Raw genomic sequence first — 16,111 nt, 5'->3', positions numbered from 1 at the left:
GTGCGGAGCGGTTTTCGGAAAAGATGCGCGTAACAATATTTTCCAGGGGGACATCATGGGCTATTTTCCAAGCTGGCGTTTGACATCAAACGCCGTCGTGCTTCCCGACGAGCGCCTTCCAGCCTCCGCTGCCATTCCGATGGGCGTGCAGCATCTGCTGGCAATGTCCGGCTCGACCATCGTCGCGCCGCTGCTGATGGGTTTTGATCCCAACGTGGCCGTCTTCTTTTCTGGCATAGGCACGCTTCTGTTCTTTGTGCTGACGGCAGGCCGCGTGCCGAGCTATCTCGGTTCATCCTTCGCGTTCATCGCGGTCGTCATCGCCGCAACCGGCTATGGCGGCTCCGGCCCCAATCCCAATATCGCAATCGCGCTTGGCGGCATCATCGCCTGCGGCGCGCTCTATGCGCTTATCGGCCTCGTCGTCATGGCCATCGGCACGGGCTGGGTGGAACGGCTGATGCCCCCGGTCGTCACCGGCGCCATCGGCGTTTCCATCGGCCTCAACCTCGCGCCTGTGGCTGTCGGCCAGTTGAAGGGAAGCGGCACGCATATCACCATCGCGCTGCTTACCGTTCTCTGCATGGGCATGATCGCCGCCTATGGGCCGCGCGGCACCAAGCGCCTGTCGGTGCTCTTTGCGCTGTTGTTCGGCTACCTGCTGGTCCTGATCCTCGGCAACGGCCTCGGCATCGTGCCGGGCATCGATTTTACCGCCGTCAGCAATGCCGCATGGTTCGGCCTGCCGCATTTCACCACGCCGCAATTCAACTGGCAGGCGATCACGCTCATCGCGCCGGTCGCCATTGTGCTGGTGGCGGAAAACCTCGGCCATATCAAGGCGCTCGGTTCGATCACCGGCCAGAACATGGACCGTTACATCGGCCGCGGCTTCCTCGGTGACGGCATCGCGACCATGATCTCCGGCTCGGGCGGCGGCACCGGCGTCACCACCTACGCCGAAAACATCGGCGTCATGGCGATGACGAAGGTTTATTCGACGCTGATCTTCGTCATTGCCGCCGTCATGGCGCTGATCCTCGGCATGTCGCCAAAATTCGGCGCCATCCTGCAAACGATCCCGGCTCCGGTTCTGGCCGGACTTGCCGTTTCGGTGTTCGGCCTTATCGCCTCGGCCATGGCGCGCATCTGGATCGTCAACAAGGTGGATTTCGCGGATTCCCGCAATCTGTTCACCGCCGGTGTGGCGCTCATTTTCGGCGCTGGCGACTTCACCTTGAAGATCGGCGAATTCGCTCTTGGCGGCATTGCAACGTCGACAATTGCCGCACTGGTTTTCTACCAGTTGCTTGGCATCGGCCGCCGCGACAAGCCAGCCGAATAAAACAGGAGGGAGCGGGCATCCGCCCGCTCCTTCCACTGCCGAAGCAGGTCCTGCTTGATTGGCATCAATTACTGTATTTCTATATTCGTCTATGTCCGAGAACGACGATTATCCGGATGAGACGGGCAATGCTATCAGACCTTTTCGAACATAACCGGCAATGGGCCGCGGAAAAACGCCGGGAAGACCCGGAATATTTCAGCCGGCTGTCCTCCATGCAGCGCCCGGAATATCTCTGGATCGGGTGTTCAGACAGCCGCGTTCCGGCCAATGTCGTTACCGGATTGCAGCCGGGCGAGGTGTTCGTGCACCGCAATGTCGCCAATCTCGTCCATCGCGCCGATCTCAACCTGCTGTCGGTGCTCGAATTTGCCGTCGAAGTGCTGGAGATCAGGCACATCATCGTCTGCGGTCACTATGGATGCGGCGGCGTTCGCGCCGCCATGGCCGGTTATGGCCATGGCATCATCGACAACTGGCTGCAGCCGGTGCGCGACATCGCGCAGGCCCATGAACAGGAACTGGATCGCTTTTCCGATCCCGAAGAGCGCGTGAACAGGCTTTGCGAGCTGACCGTCGCCGCGCAGGTGGAAAGCCTGTCGCGCACGCCGGTTCTGCAATCGGCCTGGAAACAGAACAAGGATATCGTCGTGCACGGCTGGATTTACGGCCTCAAGGATGGCCTGTTGCGCGACCTTCAATGCGACTGTACGAAAAGCGTGCTGGATTTTTCATGTCAGCCGGCCGGTTAGAGCGCATGTCGATCTGATTGGACCAGATCGGCGCTCTAACTTCTATTTCAAGCATAATCTTATCGACCCTCGTTTCACTCCGGTCGGATTATGCCCTCGCCCGCAAACAGCTTTTCGGCCCGCGGGCACGCCCGCTCGTCTCTTTTCAGGTCATTCCGCCGGTTCTGCAGCGCATAGCGCATCGCATTCGGCGGTTTCCGCCGTTGCGGAGAGGCTTGCCTGACCAAACGCGACGATGGCCATTGCGCTGAGGCTCGCCACGACCGAAACCCAGAAACCGTTCGCAGCACCGAAATTATCAACCACCCAGCCGGAAACGAACGCGCCGAACGCCATCCCGATACCGATCCCGGTCATGACCCAGGTTATGCCTTCCGTCAGCATAGCCTCGGGTACGCGACGTTCGATCAGGCCAAAGGCTGTGATGAATGTCGGGGAAATCGCAACACCGCTCACGAACACCGCCGTTGCCAGAAGCACGGTTGACGTACCTGCGAAGGGCAGCGGCAGTGCCGTCAGTGCCAGCACGCTGACGGCAATCAGCAACTGGCGCTGCAATGGAATGCGAATCGACAATGCGCCAAGCGTTATCCCCACAAGAAACGACCCGATCGCATAGACGCCGATGACGATGCTGGCTGCGCCGGGCTCGCCAAGCTCACGCGTGATCGCCACGGCGCTGACTTCCGCCGTCGCGAAGGTCGAGCCGACGAAGATGAGCGCCAGCGTAATGATCTGAACGGGACGCGACCAGATCGCGGACCGCTGCGGGTTGTTCCGGTCGAGCGCGCGAACCGGCGGCTCGCTGGAACGCTGCAGCAGGAAGGCAACCGTACCCACGGCGAGGAAGGCGGTGCTGATAAGCATTCCCGCTTCCGGAAACAGCGAAACCGCTAAGGCCACGGAAAGGGAGGCACCTGAAATATAGACCAGCTCATCCGCCGCCGATTCGAACGCAAAAGCCGTGTTCAGTTCGGGACGGTTGCGGAAAATTTCCGTCCATCTTGCCCGCACCATAGCCGGAATGCTGGGCATGGCACCGGCGAAGAATGCCGAGGCAAACAGGGTCCAGTTTGCCCAGCCCTGATTTGTGGCCAGGATCAGGAGGGCGAAAGCGATCACCGAAATGACCGTAGCAGGCATGACGATGCGGCTTTGCCCGTAACGATCGACGAGCCGCGAAATCTGCGGCGACAAGAACGCATTCGTCAGCGCGAAAGTCGCCGAAACAGCGCCCGCCAGCCAATATTCGCCACGGGTTTGCGCAAGCATGGCCACGATGCCGACCGGCACCATCGCGAAAGGAAGCCGGGCGAAAAAGGCAGCCGTCGAAAAACCGATAGCGCCCGGAGCGCTGAAAATCTCTCTGTATGGATTGGACATCGGAGTAGGTCCTTGAAAGGGGGAAATTGCATCACTTGCATACGGTACGTATGTTAATTAAATAATTGATACGCGGCGTATGTCAACTAATATACGCAGCGTATCTAAATAAATGGAGCCGCCATGCGTAAACCGCGAAGCGAAATGATTGCCGAAACACGGGCGAAGCTGATGGCTGCGGGCCGCAAGGCTTTCGGCACCGTTGGCTATGCCGAGGCTTCGATGGATGATTTCACCGCCTCCGCCGGGCTGACACGCGGCGCGCTCTACCATCATTTCGGCGACAAGAAGGGCCTTTTGCAGGCCGTTATCAACGAAATCGATTGCGAAATGGCCGCGAGACTGTGCACGATTTCCGCGAAGGCGCCCAGCCGCTGGCAGGGTTTTGTCGATGAGAATGTCGCCTATATCGAGATGGCGCTCGAACCTGAAATCCAGCGCATCATGTTTCGCGACGGACCGGCGGTATTCGGCGATCCGTCCTGCTGGCCAAGCGCCAATGGCTGTATCCGCACCCTCGCCACGAGCCTGGATGCCTTGCGTGAGGAAGGCGCCATCATCGATATCGATTCGGAGGCCGCCGCGCGACTGATCAATGCGGCCAGCAGTAGCGCCGCGCAATGGATCGCCAATTCAGACGACCCTGAAGCCACCTCGAAGCGGGCGGTCAAGGCATTCCGGACGCTTCTGGAAGGCCTGTTGAAGCGGGAGGATTGAGCCAGCCGATCACTGCGGCACCCACAGAATGGCGTCCGGGTTTATCCCCAACAGCAGCGCCTGCGCGACCGCGCGCGCCTTCAATTCTTGGCCTGGCTCGGGCGCGCGCGACAGCACCCAGAAATAACTGCGCGTGGAACCGACGACGATCGACCACTGATAGCCCTCGTCGTCGATATCCACGATGTTGTAGCCGCCATAGAACGGTCCGAAAAAGGAAACTTTCAACGCGCCTTCGTCAGGTGACCGGACAAAACGCGCGGTTCCGGTGGCCTGCGTCCAGCGTCCTTTCCACGGATCGAAGCCGCGATTGACCACTTTGACCGTTTGATCGGGGTTCAACGAATATTCCGCGGTCGTGCGCGTCAGTCCGCGCTCGAAACGGTTTTCAAGCCGTCCCACTTCGTACCACTTGCCGAGATAGCGTGTGAGATCGAAGGGTTTAACCGGAACTATTCCTTGTGGAATTTGCGGGGAGCTTGCCCTCGTCAGCGCGTATCCCACTGCCAATCCCGTCAGGCCAAGAGCGAGTTTTCCAAATCTCATCGTCGTCCCTTCCTTTGTCGCATGACGAGAAAAACCGATGCCGGAGCGATTGGTTCCCCACAGGGGCAGGGCGTCCTTTCGCAACGTCATCCAACTGTCACGCAATCGGAATAGAAGCTCCCAAGTTATTTGGATTGCGGGGAAAATGTTACAGTCCTCTAATATAAAAGCGGATATTGCCGTTCGAGCCGAGGGGCTGAATCTCGCCTACGGTCCGAACACGATATTGAAAAATATCGATCTTTCGCTGCCGCGAGGACAGACGCTCGCACTGCTCGGGCCGTCCGGTTGCGGCAAGACCACCCTGCTTCGTCTCGTAGCCGGTCTTCTCGCTCCAACGAAGGGATCGATCACGATCAACGGCGTCACCGTTGCCGACGCCGCGACGGGCACCTTCGTCCCGCCTGAAAAGCGGCACCTCGGTATGGTGTTTCAGGATTATGCGCTCTGGCCGCATATGACCGTTTTCGGCAATGTGTCCTTTCCGCTCGAAATGCGCGGACTTGGCCGTGCGGAGCGGGAAAGGCGCGTTGCCTCGGCGCTCGACCGCGTTGGCCTCGCCGGGTTCGGCGAGCGTGCGATCAGCGATATGTCGGGCGGCCAGCAGCAGCGCGTCGCAATCGCCCGCGCCATTGTTGCCGAACCGGGACTGGTCCTGTTCGACGAACCGCTTTCAAATCTCGACCGCGAACTGCGCGAAAACATGGTCACAGAGATCGGGCAGCTTGTCGCCAATCTGGGCCTGACCGCCATCTATGTCACGCATGACCAGAGCGAGGCCTTTTCGCTGGCCGATCAGGTAGCCGTCATGCGCGCCGGTGTGATAGAGCAACTGGCCGCGCCCGAAGCCCTCGTCGCCCAACCCACCACGCCGGAGGTTGCCGATTTTCTCCGGCTCGGCTGTGTCATGCCGGTCGAACAGCGCGACAATGCCTACAAGATCGCGCGCACCGAAATTCATATCGCCCACGGCTCCGCCGCCGGACGGGCAACGCATGTGCTGTTGCCGTCGCGCTCCGTGCGCAGCGTTCCCCTTCACGAAGCTGCAATTACCGCAACCGTGCTGCGCTCGCAGTTTCGCGGTGATGGGCACCTGACCACGGTGCGCATCGGTTCTGAGCAGGACGGTCATGAACTGACCTATCTCGACCCTATCCGCCTTTCTCCCGGCGTTCCGGTCGGCATTGCGGTCGATGCCAGCCAGCTACGCTGGTTTTCAAAATAAGACCATCCCATCAGGCAAAATCTCAGGAGGCAAACATGAAAAAATCCATTCTCGGCGCGGGGCTTGCGCTTCTCACCGCCTTGCTCGCCAGCACGGCGGCACACGCAGACATCACCGTCTATTCGGCGGGTCCGGGCAGCCTGATCGAAAAGCTTGCCGCGGGCTTCACCGCCAAGACGGGCGCGAAGGTCAACGTCTTCCAGGCCACAACCGGCAAGGTCATGGCGCGCATCGAAGCGGAAGCCGCCAATCCGGTTGTCGATGTTCTGATTTCGGCATCCTGGGACACGGCAACCGACTTCGCCAAGCGTGACTGGCTGGTGGCCTATACCAGCCCGAATGCCGCGAAAGTGCCGGATTTCCTCAAGAATGAAACCGCTGTCGCGCAGGGCGTTTCGGCCCTCGGCATCGCATGGAACCCGGCCAGCAAGACGCCGAAGCCTGCCGAGTGGGCTGATCTCGCCAAGCCTGAGTATAAGGATCTGGTCAACCTGCCGGATCCGGCACAGTCGGGCGCGACCTTCGAGCTCATCGCCGCCCTTCAGGCCCAGCAGGGCTGGGACCTATTCAAGAACCTGCATGAAAACGGCGCGACTGTCGCCGGTGCCAATGCAGAGGCTCTTAACCCCGTCCTTCAGGGCGCCAAGGCCGCTGTTTTCGGTGCCGTCGACTACATCTCGCTTGCCGGCAAGGCGAAGGGTGAATCCATCGACGTCATTTTCCCGACGTCGGGCACCGTGATCGCGCCGCGCCCGGCCATGATCCTCAAATGGTCGAAGAACCAGGATGAGGCCAAGCAGTTCATCGACTACATGCTGTCCGATGAAGGCCAGAAAATGGTTGCCGACACCTATCTGATGCCATCGCGCACCGACGTTCCGGCCAATCGCCCGCTGATCGGCGATCTGAAAATCCTGCCGATCGACGCGAAGGAAGTCTACGGCAAGCGCGACGAGACGTTGAAGGAATTCGGCGCCGCCTTCGCAGCCAGCAACTGATATCTGAGGGACAGACAGACATGAAGACAGGCAGTGCGGCGGCTCGCAATCCGCTCGGGTTTGTTGCGGTTGCCGGGCTCGCATTCATCGTCGCGGTGCCGTTCGTCTTCATCGTTCTTCAAGCTGTCTTTCCGCAACTGGGGAGAGGCTCGCTGGCCGAGCCTTTCCTGCATCTCCCGGCCCTGTTTGAAGACCCCAAGCTTTTGCGCATGAGCGGCAACACCGTGCTGCTGGGGCTTTCGGTGGTCGTGCTTTCTGCCCTCATCGCGGTTCCGCTCGCCGTTTTCCGGGCGCTCTACAAGGTGCCTTTCGCCATCCTGTGGGACGTGCTGATGCTCGTGCCTTTCATGATCCCGCCCTATATCGCCACGCTTGGCTGGATCATGACGCTGCAACCGCGCGGTTATCTGGAGCAGCTCGCCGGTTTCAATCTGGCGTCCTTCCTGTTTTCGGTCGCGGGCATGAGCTTTGTCATGGCGCTGAATACGTTTCCGCTCGTCTATTTTGCGGTGTCGCGCACGATTGAGGCGGTTGGTGCGCGCTATTCCGATGTCGGTCGCGTATTCGGCGCTTCGCCGTGGCGATCCTTCTTCCGCATCACCCTGCCGCTGGCGACACCGGGACTTGCGGCAAGCCTCCTTCTGGTTTTCGCCGCGGCCATCGAAGAGTATGGCACGCCCGCAGCCCTTGGACGCCGTTCCGGCTTTGAAGTTCTGGTGACGGAGATCGATCTGCGGATTTCCGACTGGCCCATCGACCTCGCCGGTGCTGCCGTCTTTTCGCTGGCGCTTGTCTGCCTGTCGCTGGCGGCTTTTCTGGTCCAGCGATGGATATTGACGCGCCGGTCCTACGTGACGACTGGCGGCAAGCCGCAGGCAAAGGACAAGCGCCCGCTCGGGGCGCTCGCCGTGCCCGTGGTAGCGCTCTTCGCTCTCGTCTCCTTTGCGGCCACAGGCGTTCCCCTCTTGGCCATTCTGGCGACAGCTCTTTCCAAGACCGTGTCTGGCGGGCTGGCAGCGTCGAACCTCGGCTTCGGCAATTTCGCCGCCATCGCCGAAAACAGCGCGGGCGGCATGCGTGCGCTCGTCAACAGCCTGTCGCTTGGCGTTGCAAGCGCCCTGTTGACCGGGCTTCTCGGCGCGGTTGCTGCCTATGCCGTCGTGAAGATGCGGTTTCGCGGACGCTTCTGGCTCGACATACTGACCGTGCTGCCCAACGCCTTGCCCGGCGTCGTCGTCGCGGTCGGCCTCATTCTGGCCTGGAACCAGCCTGCCCTGCCCGTTTCGCCCTACAACACACCGCTGATCCTGCTGCTTGCCTATTGCTGCATCCTTCTGCCACAGCCGATCCGTTATGCGACAGCCGCCTTTCATCAGATCGGCGACAATCTGGAAGCGGCTGCGCGAGTTTGTGGGGCAAACAGCTTCACCGCCTTCCGGCGCATCATGCTGCCGTTGATTGCGCCAAGCCTCATAACCGCAATGCTGCTGGTCTTTGCCGTCGCCACGCGTGAACTGGTCGCGTCCATTCTGGTCGCGCCGGTTGGAATGCAGACCATCTCGATCTTCATCTGGCGCCAGTTCGAGCAGGGATCTGTCGGCCTCGGCATGGCCATGGCATTCATCGCCATCCTCATCACCACGCTTCTGCCGCTGCTCCTTATGGGACTGCTGAAGCGTTCCGGCCTTGTCAGAATTTGACCCGTTGTATGGCAGAATTGACTTGCCACAATCACCAAAGATGATAATTTTAGTCATATTAATGCGTTGATACCTGACGCATTTCTCACGAAAAATCTCCGGTGAACGGGCCGGAATGAAACACTTGCGGATCGGAACGTTTTGGGTTTCTGGCATTCGATGATCTGGCAGGCCGAAGGCATCCGGGTAGTAGCGCCTGTTCAATGGCGCGTGCTGGATGGGCTGGTCAGCGTCTATTGGGAGGCTGAAAGCCAGGCAGGAGCCAACGGCTATTTCCTGTCGCACGATCCGCGCATCATGATTTTTTTCCAGGACGTTTCGTCCAACATCCGCATATCGAACGACAATGGCGTCTTTAGCCAGCATCATCGTCCGATGACGCGTGCGATCTACATACCCGCGGGCGTCCCGATGTGGACCAATACGGTTTCGCTCCACCGTTTTTCACACCTGAACCTGCATTTCCACAAGGACCGGCTGCTCAAATATCTCAGCCCCACGCTCGGTGCGTCAATGGCGCTGTCCGCCATGCGCAGCCCGGTGGAAATTCAGGACCTCGGAGCCATAGAAACGCTTGCCCGCCTGATTGTTGACGAAACAGCCAATCCGACGAAACACGGATTATATGCGGAAAACCTCATCGGCAGCATTCTGACCGGCCTTCTCGATATACCGGGCGAGGACGACAGGCAGGGCTATGGACGCCTCACCATGGCGCAGATGAACAAGCTCAATGCGCGTTTCGACAGCTCGAGCGACCGCCGGTTGAGTGTTGCGGAAATGGCGGCAGCCGTCGGCTTGTCGGAAAGCTGGTTCGCGAATGTCTTCAAGCAGACAACCGGCAAGACGCCCTTGCAATGGCAGATGGCCAAGCGCATCGACCGGGCGCAGCAACTGCTGGCGGAAAGCGACATGACCGTCGCCGGCATTGCGGCCCAGCTCGGCTTCACCGATCAGGCCCACCTGACAAAAGCTTTCCGTCAGGTGGTGGGGGAAACGCCGGCCGCATGGCGGCGCTTCCAGTCGAAACGGTAGCTGGTCCGGGCTTGAAGCTCCGCCGTCGTTCCGGCAGAGCCGTTCAACTCACCAGGTACGGCGAAGCGTTGCGGTGATCTCCCGGCCCGGATTGTAGAAATCCGCTCCAAAACCGCCATAGGCAACGTATTTCTTGTCAAACAGGTTGCTGACATTGACCTGGAGCGCCGAATTATCGAGGAACTGGTAGGTAAACGCGGCGTCGAACACCACATTGCCGCTCGTGCCGGACGTATTGTCCGGCGTGAAGTAATAGGCACCGATATAGCGCCCACCCACACCGAACGTCATGTCGCCGCGCTGGCCGCTGCCCTCGACCTTGTAGTTCGCCCAAAGCGAGGCAAGGTGTTTGGAAACAAATTGCGGGCGGTTACCCTCGTTGCCGCCGGTGCCGTTCTCGACGATCTCCGGGTCCATATAGGAATAGGCGGCGATCAGGCTCAGATTGTTGGTCAGTTCCGCCTTGGCTTCCAGATCGATGCCGCGCACACGGACCTCGCCGATGGTCGATGGCTGAAGCGTGATAGGATCGTTGACCGAAATATTGTTCTTGGTCAGGTCGTAAACCGATGCGGTGAACAGGGCGGGAAACGCGGTCGGCTGATATTTCACGCCGACTTCGATCTGCTCGCCGCGTTCTGGATCGACACCGATGGCCGGAGGCGCGACCGATTCAGCATAGCTTGTATATACCGCCCATTCGTCCGTCACACGGTATGTAAGGCCGAAACGGCTGGTAAATTCGCTCAGATCACCATCCGTCGACGTGTTGCTGAGACGATCGGTCTCTGACAGGTCTAGCCAGTCATTGCGCAGGCCGACGCTTGCAATCAACTTTTCGGCGAAGGTCAGATCTTCCTGAAAATAGATCGCCTTGTTCTTCTGCCTGGTCGATGTATTGCCGATAACAGGCAGGTTGACCGGTGCCCCGGTAAAGACCGGATTGGTCCAGTCGATGCCCGGCGCCGGTCCCCAGAGCGTCTTGTTGGTCGCCCGATAATTATTGTACTCGATGCCCGCCATCGTCCGGCTTTCAAGGCGGTCGAAGCTGGTCTCATATTTCAGGTTCACGTCGCCCACGAAGTTCTCGGCTGAGGATTCGTTTCCGAAGAAATCTCGCCTGGCAATCGTTGAGCCATCGGTCGGCGTTGCAGAAACATAGGCATAACCGAAATCGGTATCCTGATTGCTGTAACGCCCGTTCGCGCTCAATGTCAGGCCATTGCCGAAATCATGATCGAACATGGCACTGATGGTATTTCTGTCGGTGCCGCGATAATTGAAATCAGGTTCGCCGAAAAAGCGGCTCCTGTTGAAATCAGTGCCGACCGGATGGCCACCGCTTCCCGGCACGCCGTTGCGGTGAAGATGATCGAAGATCACCGTCAGATTGGTCGCATCGCTCGGACGCCATGTCAGCCCCCCCATGATGAACTTTTCATCATCGCGCGAATAATCATATTCGGCATCGGCATCCTTGAACTTGCCGGTAAGACGGTAGGAAAGCGTTTCATCGCCGGTCAGGTTGTCGCCGAAATCGAAGCCGACTTCCTTGTGATTGAAGGATCCGCCCGAGACATAGGCTTCGCCGAAGCGCTCCGTCTTTGGCCGTTTGGTCACATAGTTGACCATGCCGCCCGGATCGGAAACACCGAAAGCCGTCGAGCTTGCGCCTTTCAATACTTCGATGCGCTCATAGGCATAAGGCTCCTCCCGCAGGCCGCCAAAAGGACGGCCAAGCGGAAGCCCGTCGCGATAGGTGTTGGCGTCGAAGCCGCGTATCTGGAAGAAATCGAAGCGATCATCCGATCCGTAGAAATTGGTGGACACGCCTGCCGTATATTGCAGCACCTGCTCGACGGTCTGGGCGTTGCGTTCCTGCATTTCCTTGGCGGTGATCACCGATACGGAAGCCGCCGTATCCATGATGTCCGTTGCCATCTTGCCGCCGCCGGTCGTCCGGGTCGCGACAATGGATTTTGAATCGTCGTCGCTTCCGCCGGAGCCGTCGACCGTAATGGTCTGGAGCACCGTTGTCGTTTCCGCCGTTGTCGCCTGCTGCGCCGAAGCCAGCCCCGGCATGGACACCGCCAGCGCCGTGCATCCCAGAAGAATTGCCTTGCGGTAGCGGACCCCGGTGATCTTCTTCGTTTCAGCAGTCTTTTCAGTATCCATGGTCAGATCCGATATGCAGTTTGCGGCAATCGCTTTCGGCGACGGTTCTCAAGTCGTGGGAACGTCGACCAGCCTGCGATCAACGACAGGGCGAGCCCGATCATCGAGATTGCTGGTAAACTGAATTTGTCCCCGGATCGCCACTAACTTGAGAAGCGTTGTCCAGTATTGTAAAAAACTGCTTTTTTGTAGGAAGTCACGGTTAATTCGCAACAGCTTTATCGAGGCACATGCTTCAGCCTTGACGTGCCGGGTTTAACTTGACACTGAAAGGCCACTTTATATGCAAGGAGAACGCGCCGGATGTGGTCCATTCGCTCTCTGTTTTTCGCCGCTCTGACGTGTTTTGCGATCATTGCGCCGCAAACCGTGCAAGCGGACGCAAATACGACTTATCCGATTGTTATCAAACATGCTTTTGGCACAACGACAATCGCGAAAAAGCCGGAGCGGATCGTTACGGTGGCCTGGGCTAATCATGAGGTTCCCCTCGCGCTCGGCGTGGTGCCGGTCGGCTTTGCGCGCGCCAATTTCGGCGACGACGACAATGACGGCCTGTTGCCCTGGGTGGCGGCGAGGCTGAAGGAACTCGGCGCCGATACGCCGGTGCTCTTCGATGAAGGCGACGGGATCGATTTCGAGGCCGTTGCCGAAACGAGGCCAGACGTCATCCTCGCATCCTATTCGGGCCTCAGCCAGTCGGATTACGATACGCTCAGCCAGATCGCTCCGGTTATCGCCTATCCGGAAGGGCCATGGTCAACCGACTGGCGCGACATGATCCGCCTCAACAGTGCGGGCATGGGCATGGCGGAAGAAGGCGATGCGCTGATCGCAAGGATCGAAGCGGAAATTGCCGATACGGTCAGCCAGTATCCGCGGCTGAAGGGCAAGTCGGCGATGTTTGTCACCCATCTCGACACGACAGACCTCAGCACGATCAATTTTTACACCACCAACGATACGCGGGTAAGATTCTTCAATGATCTCGGCCTGACCTCGCCCAAAAGCGTGGTCGAAGCCTCAAGGCCGGGCCAGTTTTCAGGGTCCATCAGCGCCGAACGTATCGATATGTTCGATGACGTGGACGTCGTCGTGACCTATGGCAGCCAGGAGTTGCTGGATGCCATGAAGCGTAACCCGCTTCTCGCCAGAATGCCGGTCGTGGAGAATAATGCGGTGGTGATGCTGGGCAGAAACCCGCTTGGAACAGCGGCCAACCCGACACCGCTTTCTATTTCCTGGGTGCTGAAGGATTATGTAGCCCTTCTCGCCGGCGCGGTAGATAAAGCCAGATGACCGTCGCCCACACCCGGCACCGGGGCCAGCCGATCATGGCATATCGGTCCGGCAGAACAAAAACCGGCTGGCTTGCTGCCGTGGTTTTTCTTCTCGCGGTGCTTTGCGTCCTGTCCGTATCGCTCGGCACGCGCGAGGTGCCGTGGTCCGACATTGTTGCCGCGTTGCGCGGCCAGATGGAAACTGTCGGGCAGGCCGCTGTCACCATGCGCATTCCACGCACCTTGCTGGCGCTTCTCGCCGGTGCAGCGCTCGGTCTGGCAGGGGCGGCAATGCAGGGCATCACCCGCAATCCTCTCGCGGATCCCGGCATTCTGGGCGTCAATATGGGCGCATCGCTCGCCGTTGTGGTCGGCGTCGCCTGGTTCAACATCGTTTCGGCCTCTGCCTATATCTGGGCCGCCATATTCGGCGCCGGTTGCGCAGCCGTCTTCGTCTATACAGTCGGATCGCTTGGCCGCGGCGGCGCGACACCGCTCAAGCTCGCGCTGGCCGGCGCAGCCACATCGGTCGCCTTTTCCTCCCTGGTCATCGCCGTCGTGCTGCCCCGCAACGACATTGCCGGCGGCATCCGCGCCTGGCAGATTGGCGGTGTGGGCGGTGCGACCTTCGACCGACTTTCTTATGTGCTTCCCTTTCTTGCGGTCGGTTTCATCGTCAGTCTTTTGTCGGCGCGCAAGCTGAACTCGCTGGCGCTTGGCGATGAACTTGCCGCCGGGCTGGGGGAAAAGGTCGCCGTCGCACGCGCCATTTCGGCGTTCGGCGCAATCCTCCTTTGCGGTGCAACGACCGCCATCTGCGGTCCCATCGGATTCGTAGGGCTGGTCGTGCCGCATCTCTGCCGCTTGCTGGTCGGGGTCGACCACCGCTGGCTATTGCCATTCTCTGCCCTCAGCGGAGCCTGTCTCCTGCTTGCTGCCGATGTTGTCGGGCGGCTGATTGCACGCCCTGCCGAGCTCGATGTCGGGATCGTCACCGCGCTGATCGGTGCGCCGTTCTTCATCTGGATCGTCAGGCGCCAACGGGTTCGCGAGCTGTGACCATGCTGCATTCAACCGCCGACCTCATCGCCCTGAGCCGCCGCAGCCGCACCCGCAAGCGCAATCTTGTCATCGGCCTTCTTCTGATCATCCTCGCCGGCTTGTTCCTCCTCACGTTGATGATGGGGCAATCCTTCACGCCGCCGAAGGACGTCGTGCGGGTATTACTCGGCGAAGATGTTCCGGGAGCAAGTTTCACGGTCGGCAAGCTGCGTCTTCCGCGCGCCGTCCTCTCCGTGCTGGCAGGCGTGAGCTTCGGGCTCGGCGGCGTAGCATTCCAGCTCATGCTCCGCAATTCGCTCGCCAGCCCGGACATTATCGGCATCAGCTCGGGCGCAAGCGCCGCCGCCGTTTTTGCGATTGTCGTGCTTTCCATGAGCGGGCCGGTCGTCTCGGTCTTTGCCGTTGTCGCCGGGCTTGCCGTGGCGCTTGCCGTTTACGGACTTTCCTTCCGAAACGGAGTCGCCGGAACCCGGCTTATCCTCGTCGGCATCGGCCTTGCCGCGATGCTCGAAAGTTTCATCGCCTACATTCTTTCAAACGCACCCGCCTGGAGCCTGCAGGAAGCCATGCGCTGGCTGACCGGCAGCGTCAATGGCGCGCGGCTGGACCAAATGCTGCCGCTTCTGGTTGCGCTGATCGTCTTCGGCGGATTGCTTTTGAGCCGGTCGCGCGATCTTGAAGCCCTGCGGCTGGGCGACGACAGCGCCGCAGCGCTCGGAACCCATGTCGGGCGCACCCGGATCGCCGTCATCGTCGCGGCTGTCGGCATGATCGCCGTCGCCACGGCTGTCGCGGGGCCGATCGCTTTCGTCGCCTTCCTGTCCGGCCCGATAGCAGCGCGCATCATTGGCAACAACGGCTCCTTGCTCATCCCGTCCGCGCTCGTCGGCGCGATACTGGTTCTCGCTGGCGATTATTGCGGACAATTCCTGCTGCCGGGTCGCTATCCGGTTGGCGTCGTCACCGGGGCCCTGGGCGCTCCCTATCTCATCTATCTCATCATACGCGCCAACCGCAGCGGGGCATCCCTATGACCGATCATACGCTCATCGTTCAAGAGCTCGCCACCGGCTATGGCGACCGGCTTGTGCTGGACGGCCTCGATCTGGAAATACCGTCCGGCAAGGTGACGGCAATCGTGGGGGCGAATGCCTGCGGAAAATCCACGCTTCTGCGAACGATGTCGCGGCTTCTGGCTCCGCGCCGCGGACAGGTTCTGCTGGATGGCAAATCGATCCACACGCTCCCCTCCCGCCAGCTTGCACAGACGCTTGGCCTGCTGCCGCAATCCCCGATAGCGCCGGAAGGCATATTGGTTGCCGATCTCGTCAGCAGGGGCCGAAACCCCTATCATGGCGTTTTCTCGCAATGGACGCGGGCGGACGACGAAGCAATCGCGGCGGCGCTCGAAGCGACCAGGACGACAGAACTGGCCGACAGGCCGGTGGATGAACTTTCAGGCGGGCAGCGCCAGCGCGTATGGATCGCCATGGCGCTGGCCCAGCAGACCGATATCCTTCTGCTGGACGAGCCGACCACATTTCTGGATATCAGCCATCAGGTCGAAGTCCTGGACCTTCTCACCGATCTCAACCGGGAACGCGGAACGACAATCGTCATGGTCCTGCACGACCTCAATCTCGCCGCCCGTTATGCGGATTTTCTGGTCGCAATGGCCAACGGACGGCTGCATGTGAGCGGGGCGCCGGAGTTGGTGCTGACCGAACAGAACATCCGCGAAGTCTTTCACCTCGAAAGCCGCATCATGACCGATCCGACTTCCGGCCGCCCCATCATGTTGCCTTTGGGACGACATCGCCTCCGGCAAGATCGTCCTCAACCCCGGCTCGAACCCTCAGACAGTGAGAGCATTTCCAGTTCAAATTGAATTGC

14 protein-coding genes are annotated in these 16,111 nt (G+C 60.0%); 11 read left to right on the top strand and 3 right to left on the bottom strand.

All coding sequences use genetic code 11. The features are described 5' to 3' along the window. The first annotated feature begins 55 nt into the window (after positions 1 to 55). Complete coding sequence (locus tag F9K78_RS06575; protein WP_121986667.1) at positions 56 to 1,345, top strand: solute carrier family 23 protein; 1,290 nt, start codon at positions 56 to 58, stop codon at positions 1,343 to 1,345. 128 nt (positions 1,346 to 1,473) lie between these two features. Then, positions 1,474 to 2,097 (top strand): carbonate dehydratase, encoded by a 624-nt coding sequence (can, locus tag F9K78_RS06570; protein WP_121986652.1) that lies wholly within the window; start codon positions 1,474 to 1,476, stop codon positions 2,095 to 2,097. Between the two features lie 150 nt (positions 2,098 to 2,247). On the opposite strand, the gene F9K78_RS06565 is transcribed toward can, so the two are convergent. Next, positions 2,248 to 3,480 carry an MFS transporter gene (locus F9K78_RS06565; protein ID WP_121986651.1) on the bottom strand — a complete coding sequence of 411 codons (1,233 nt, stop codon included), beginning with the start codon at positions 3,478 to 3,480 and terminating at the stop codon, positions 2,248 to 2,250. A 123-nt stretch (positions 3,481 to 3,603) separates the two neighbouring features. On the opposite strand from F9K78_RS06565, the gene F9K78_RS06560 reads away from it, so the two are divergent. Next, the gene (locus F9K78_RS06560; protein WP_121986650.1) at positions 3,604 to 4,197 is read left to right on the top strand and encodes a TetR/AcrR family transcriptional regulator; all 594 of its coding nucleotides are present in this window, start codon (positions 3,604 to 3,606) and stop codon (positions 4,195 to 4,197) included. A gap of 9 nt (positions 4,198 to 4,206) precedes the next feature. On the opposite strand, the gene F9K78_RS06555 is transcribed toward F9K78_RS06560, so the two are convergent. Further along, on the bottom strand, positions 4,207 to 4,743 hold the full coding sequence (locus F9K78_RS06555; protein ID WP_121986666.1) for a lipocalin family protein: 537 nt from the start codon (positions 4,741 to 4,743) through the stop codon (positions 4,207 to 4,209). A 145-nt stretch (positions 4,744 to 4,888) separates the two neighbouring features. On the opposite strand from F9K78_RS06555, the gene F9K78_RS06550 reads away from it, so the two are divergent. The 4 genes from F9K78_RS06550 to F9K78_RS06535 all read left to right on the top strand — a co-directional run bounded on the left by F9K78_RS06550 (position 4,889) and on the right by F9K78_RS06535 (position 9,701). Beyond that, positions 4,889 to 5,968, top strand: a complete 1,080-nt coding sequence (locus tag F9K78_RS06550; protein WP_121986649.1) for an ABC transporter ATP-binding protein — start codon at positions 4,889 to 4,891, stop codon at positions 5,966 to 5,968. A gap of 35 nt (positions 5,969 to 6,003) precedes the next feature. Next, positions 6,004 to 6,966, top strand: a complete 963-nt coding sequence (locus F9K78_RS06545) for an ABC transporter substrate-binding protein (RefSeq protein WP_121986648.1) — start codon at positions 6,004 to 6,006, stop codon at positions 6,964 to 6,966. Positions 6,967 to 6,986: 20 nt separating this feature from the next. Beyond that, the gene (locus tag F9K78_RS06540) at positions 6,987 to 8,666 is read left to right on the top strand and encodes an ABC transporter permease (RefSeq protein WP_121986647.1); all 1,680 of its coding nucleotides are present in this window, start codon (positions 6,987 to 6,989) and stop codon (positions 8,664 to 8,666) included. A 141-nt stretch (positions 8,667 to 8,807) separates the two neighbouring features. Further along, entirely contained in the window at positions 8,808 to 9,701 is an 894-nt protein-coding gene (locus tag F9K78_RS06535; protein WP_208851913.1) for a helix-turn-helix domain-containing protein, read from the top strand. A 48-nt stretch (positions 9,702 to 9,749) separates the two neighbouring features. On the opposite strand, the gene F9K78_RS06530 is transcribed toward F9K78_RS06535, so the two are convergent. Next, on the bottom strand, positions 9,750 to 11,876 hold the full coding sequence (locus F9K78_RS06530) for a TonB-dependent siderophore receptor (RefSeq protein ID WP_151682107.1): 2,127 nt from the start codon (positions 11,874 to 11,876) through the stop codon (positions 9,750 to 9,752). A gap of 303 nt (positions 11,877 to 12,179) precedes the next feature. Here F9K78_RS06530 and F9K78_RS06525 point away from each other — a divergent pair, with 303 nt between their 5' ends. The 4 genes from F9K78_RS06525 to F9K78_RS06510 are packed head-to-tail and all read left to right on the top strand — an operon-like array spanning position 12,180 to position 16,106. Beyond that, complete coding sequence (locus tag F9K78_RS06525) at positions 12,180 to 13,175, top strand: iron-siderophore ABC transporter substrate-binding protein (protein WP_121986645.1); 996 nt, start codon at positions 12,180 to 12,182, stop codon at positions 13,173 to 13,175. After that, positions 13,172 to 14,215: a FecCD family ABC transporter permease gene (locus F9K78_RS06520; protein WP_121986644.1), complete on the top strand. Its 1,044-nt coding sequence runs from the start codon at positions 13,172 to 13,174 to the stop codon at positions 14,213 to 14,215. The genes F9K78_RS06525 and F9K78_RS06520 overlap by 4 nt, the downstream gene beginning before the upstream one ends. Before the next feature lie 2 nt (positions 14,216 to 14,217). Beyond that, the gene (locus F9K78_RS06515; RefSeq protein ID WP_121986643.1) at positions 14,218 to 15,252 is read left to right on the top strand and encodes a FecCD family ABC transporter permease; all 1,035 of its coding nucleotides are present in this window, start codon (positions 14,218 to 14,220) and stop codon (positions 15,250 to 15,252) included. Further along, entirely contained in the window at positions 15,249 to 16,106 is an 858-nt protein-coding gene (locus F9K78_RS06510; RefSeq protein WP_122066788.1) for an ABC transporter ATP-binding protein, read from the top strand. The genes F9K78_RS06515 and F9K78_RS06510 overlap by 4 nt, the downstream gene beginning before the upstream one ends. Positions 16,107 to 16,111: the final 5 nt, after the last annotated feature.

Origin of the sequence: Brucella pseudintermedia (assembly GCF_008932435.1) — a bacterium.
Classification (GTDB): domain Bacteria; phylum Pseudomonadota; class Alphaproteobacteria; order Rhizobiales; family Rhizobiaceae; genus Brucella; species Brucella pseudintermedia.
Note: the sequence above shows the minus strand (reverse complement) of the source record. Positions and strands in the feature narration are given on the sequence as shown.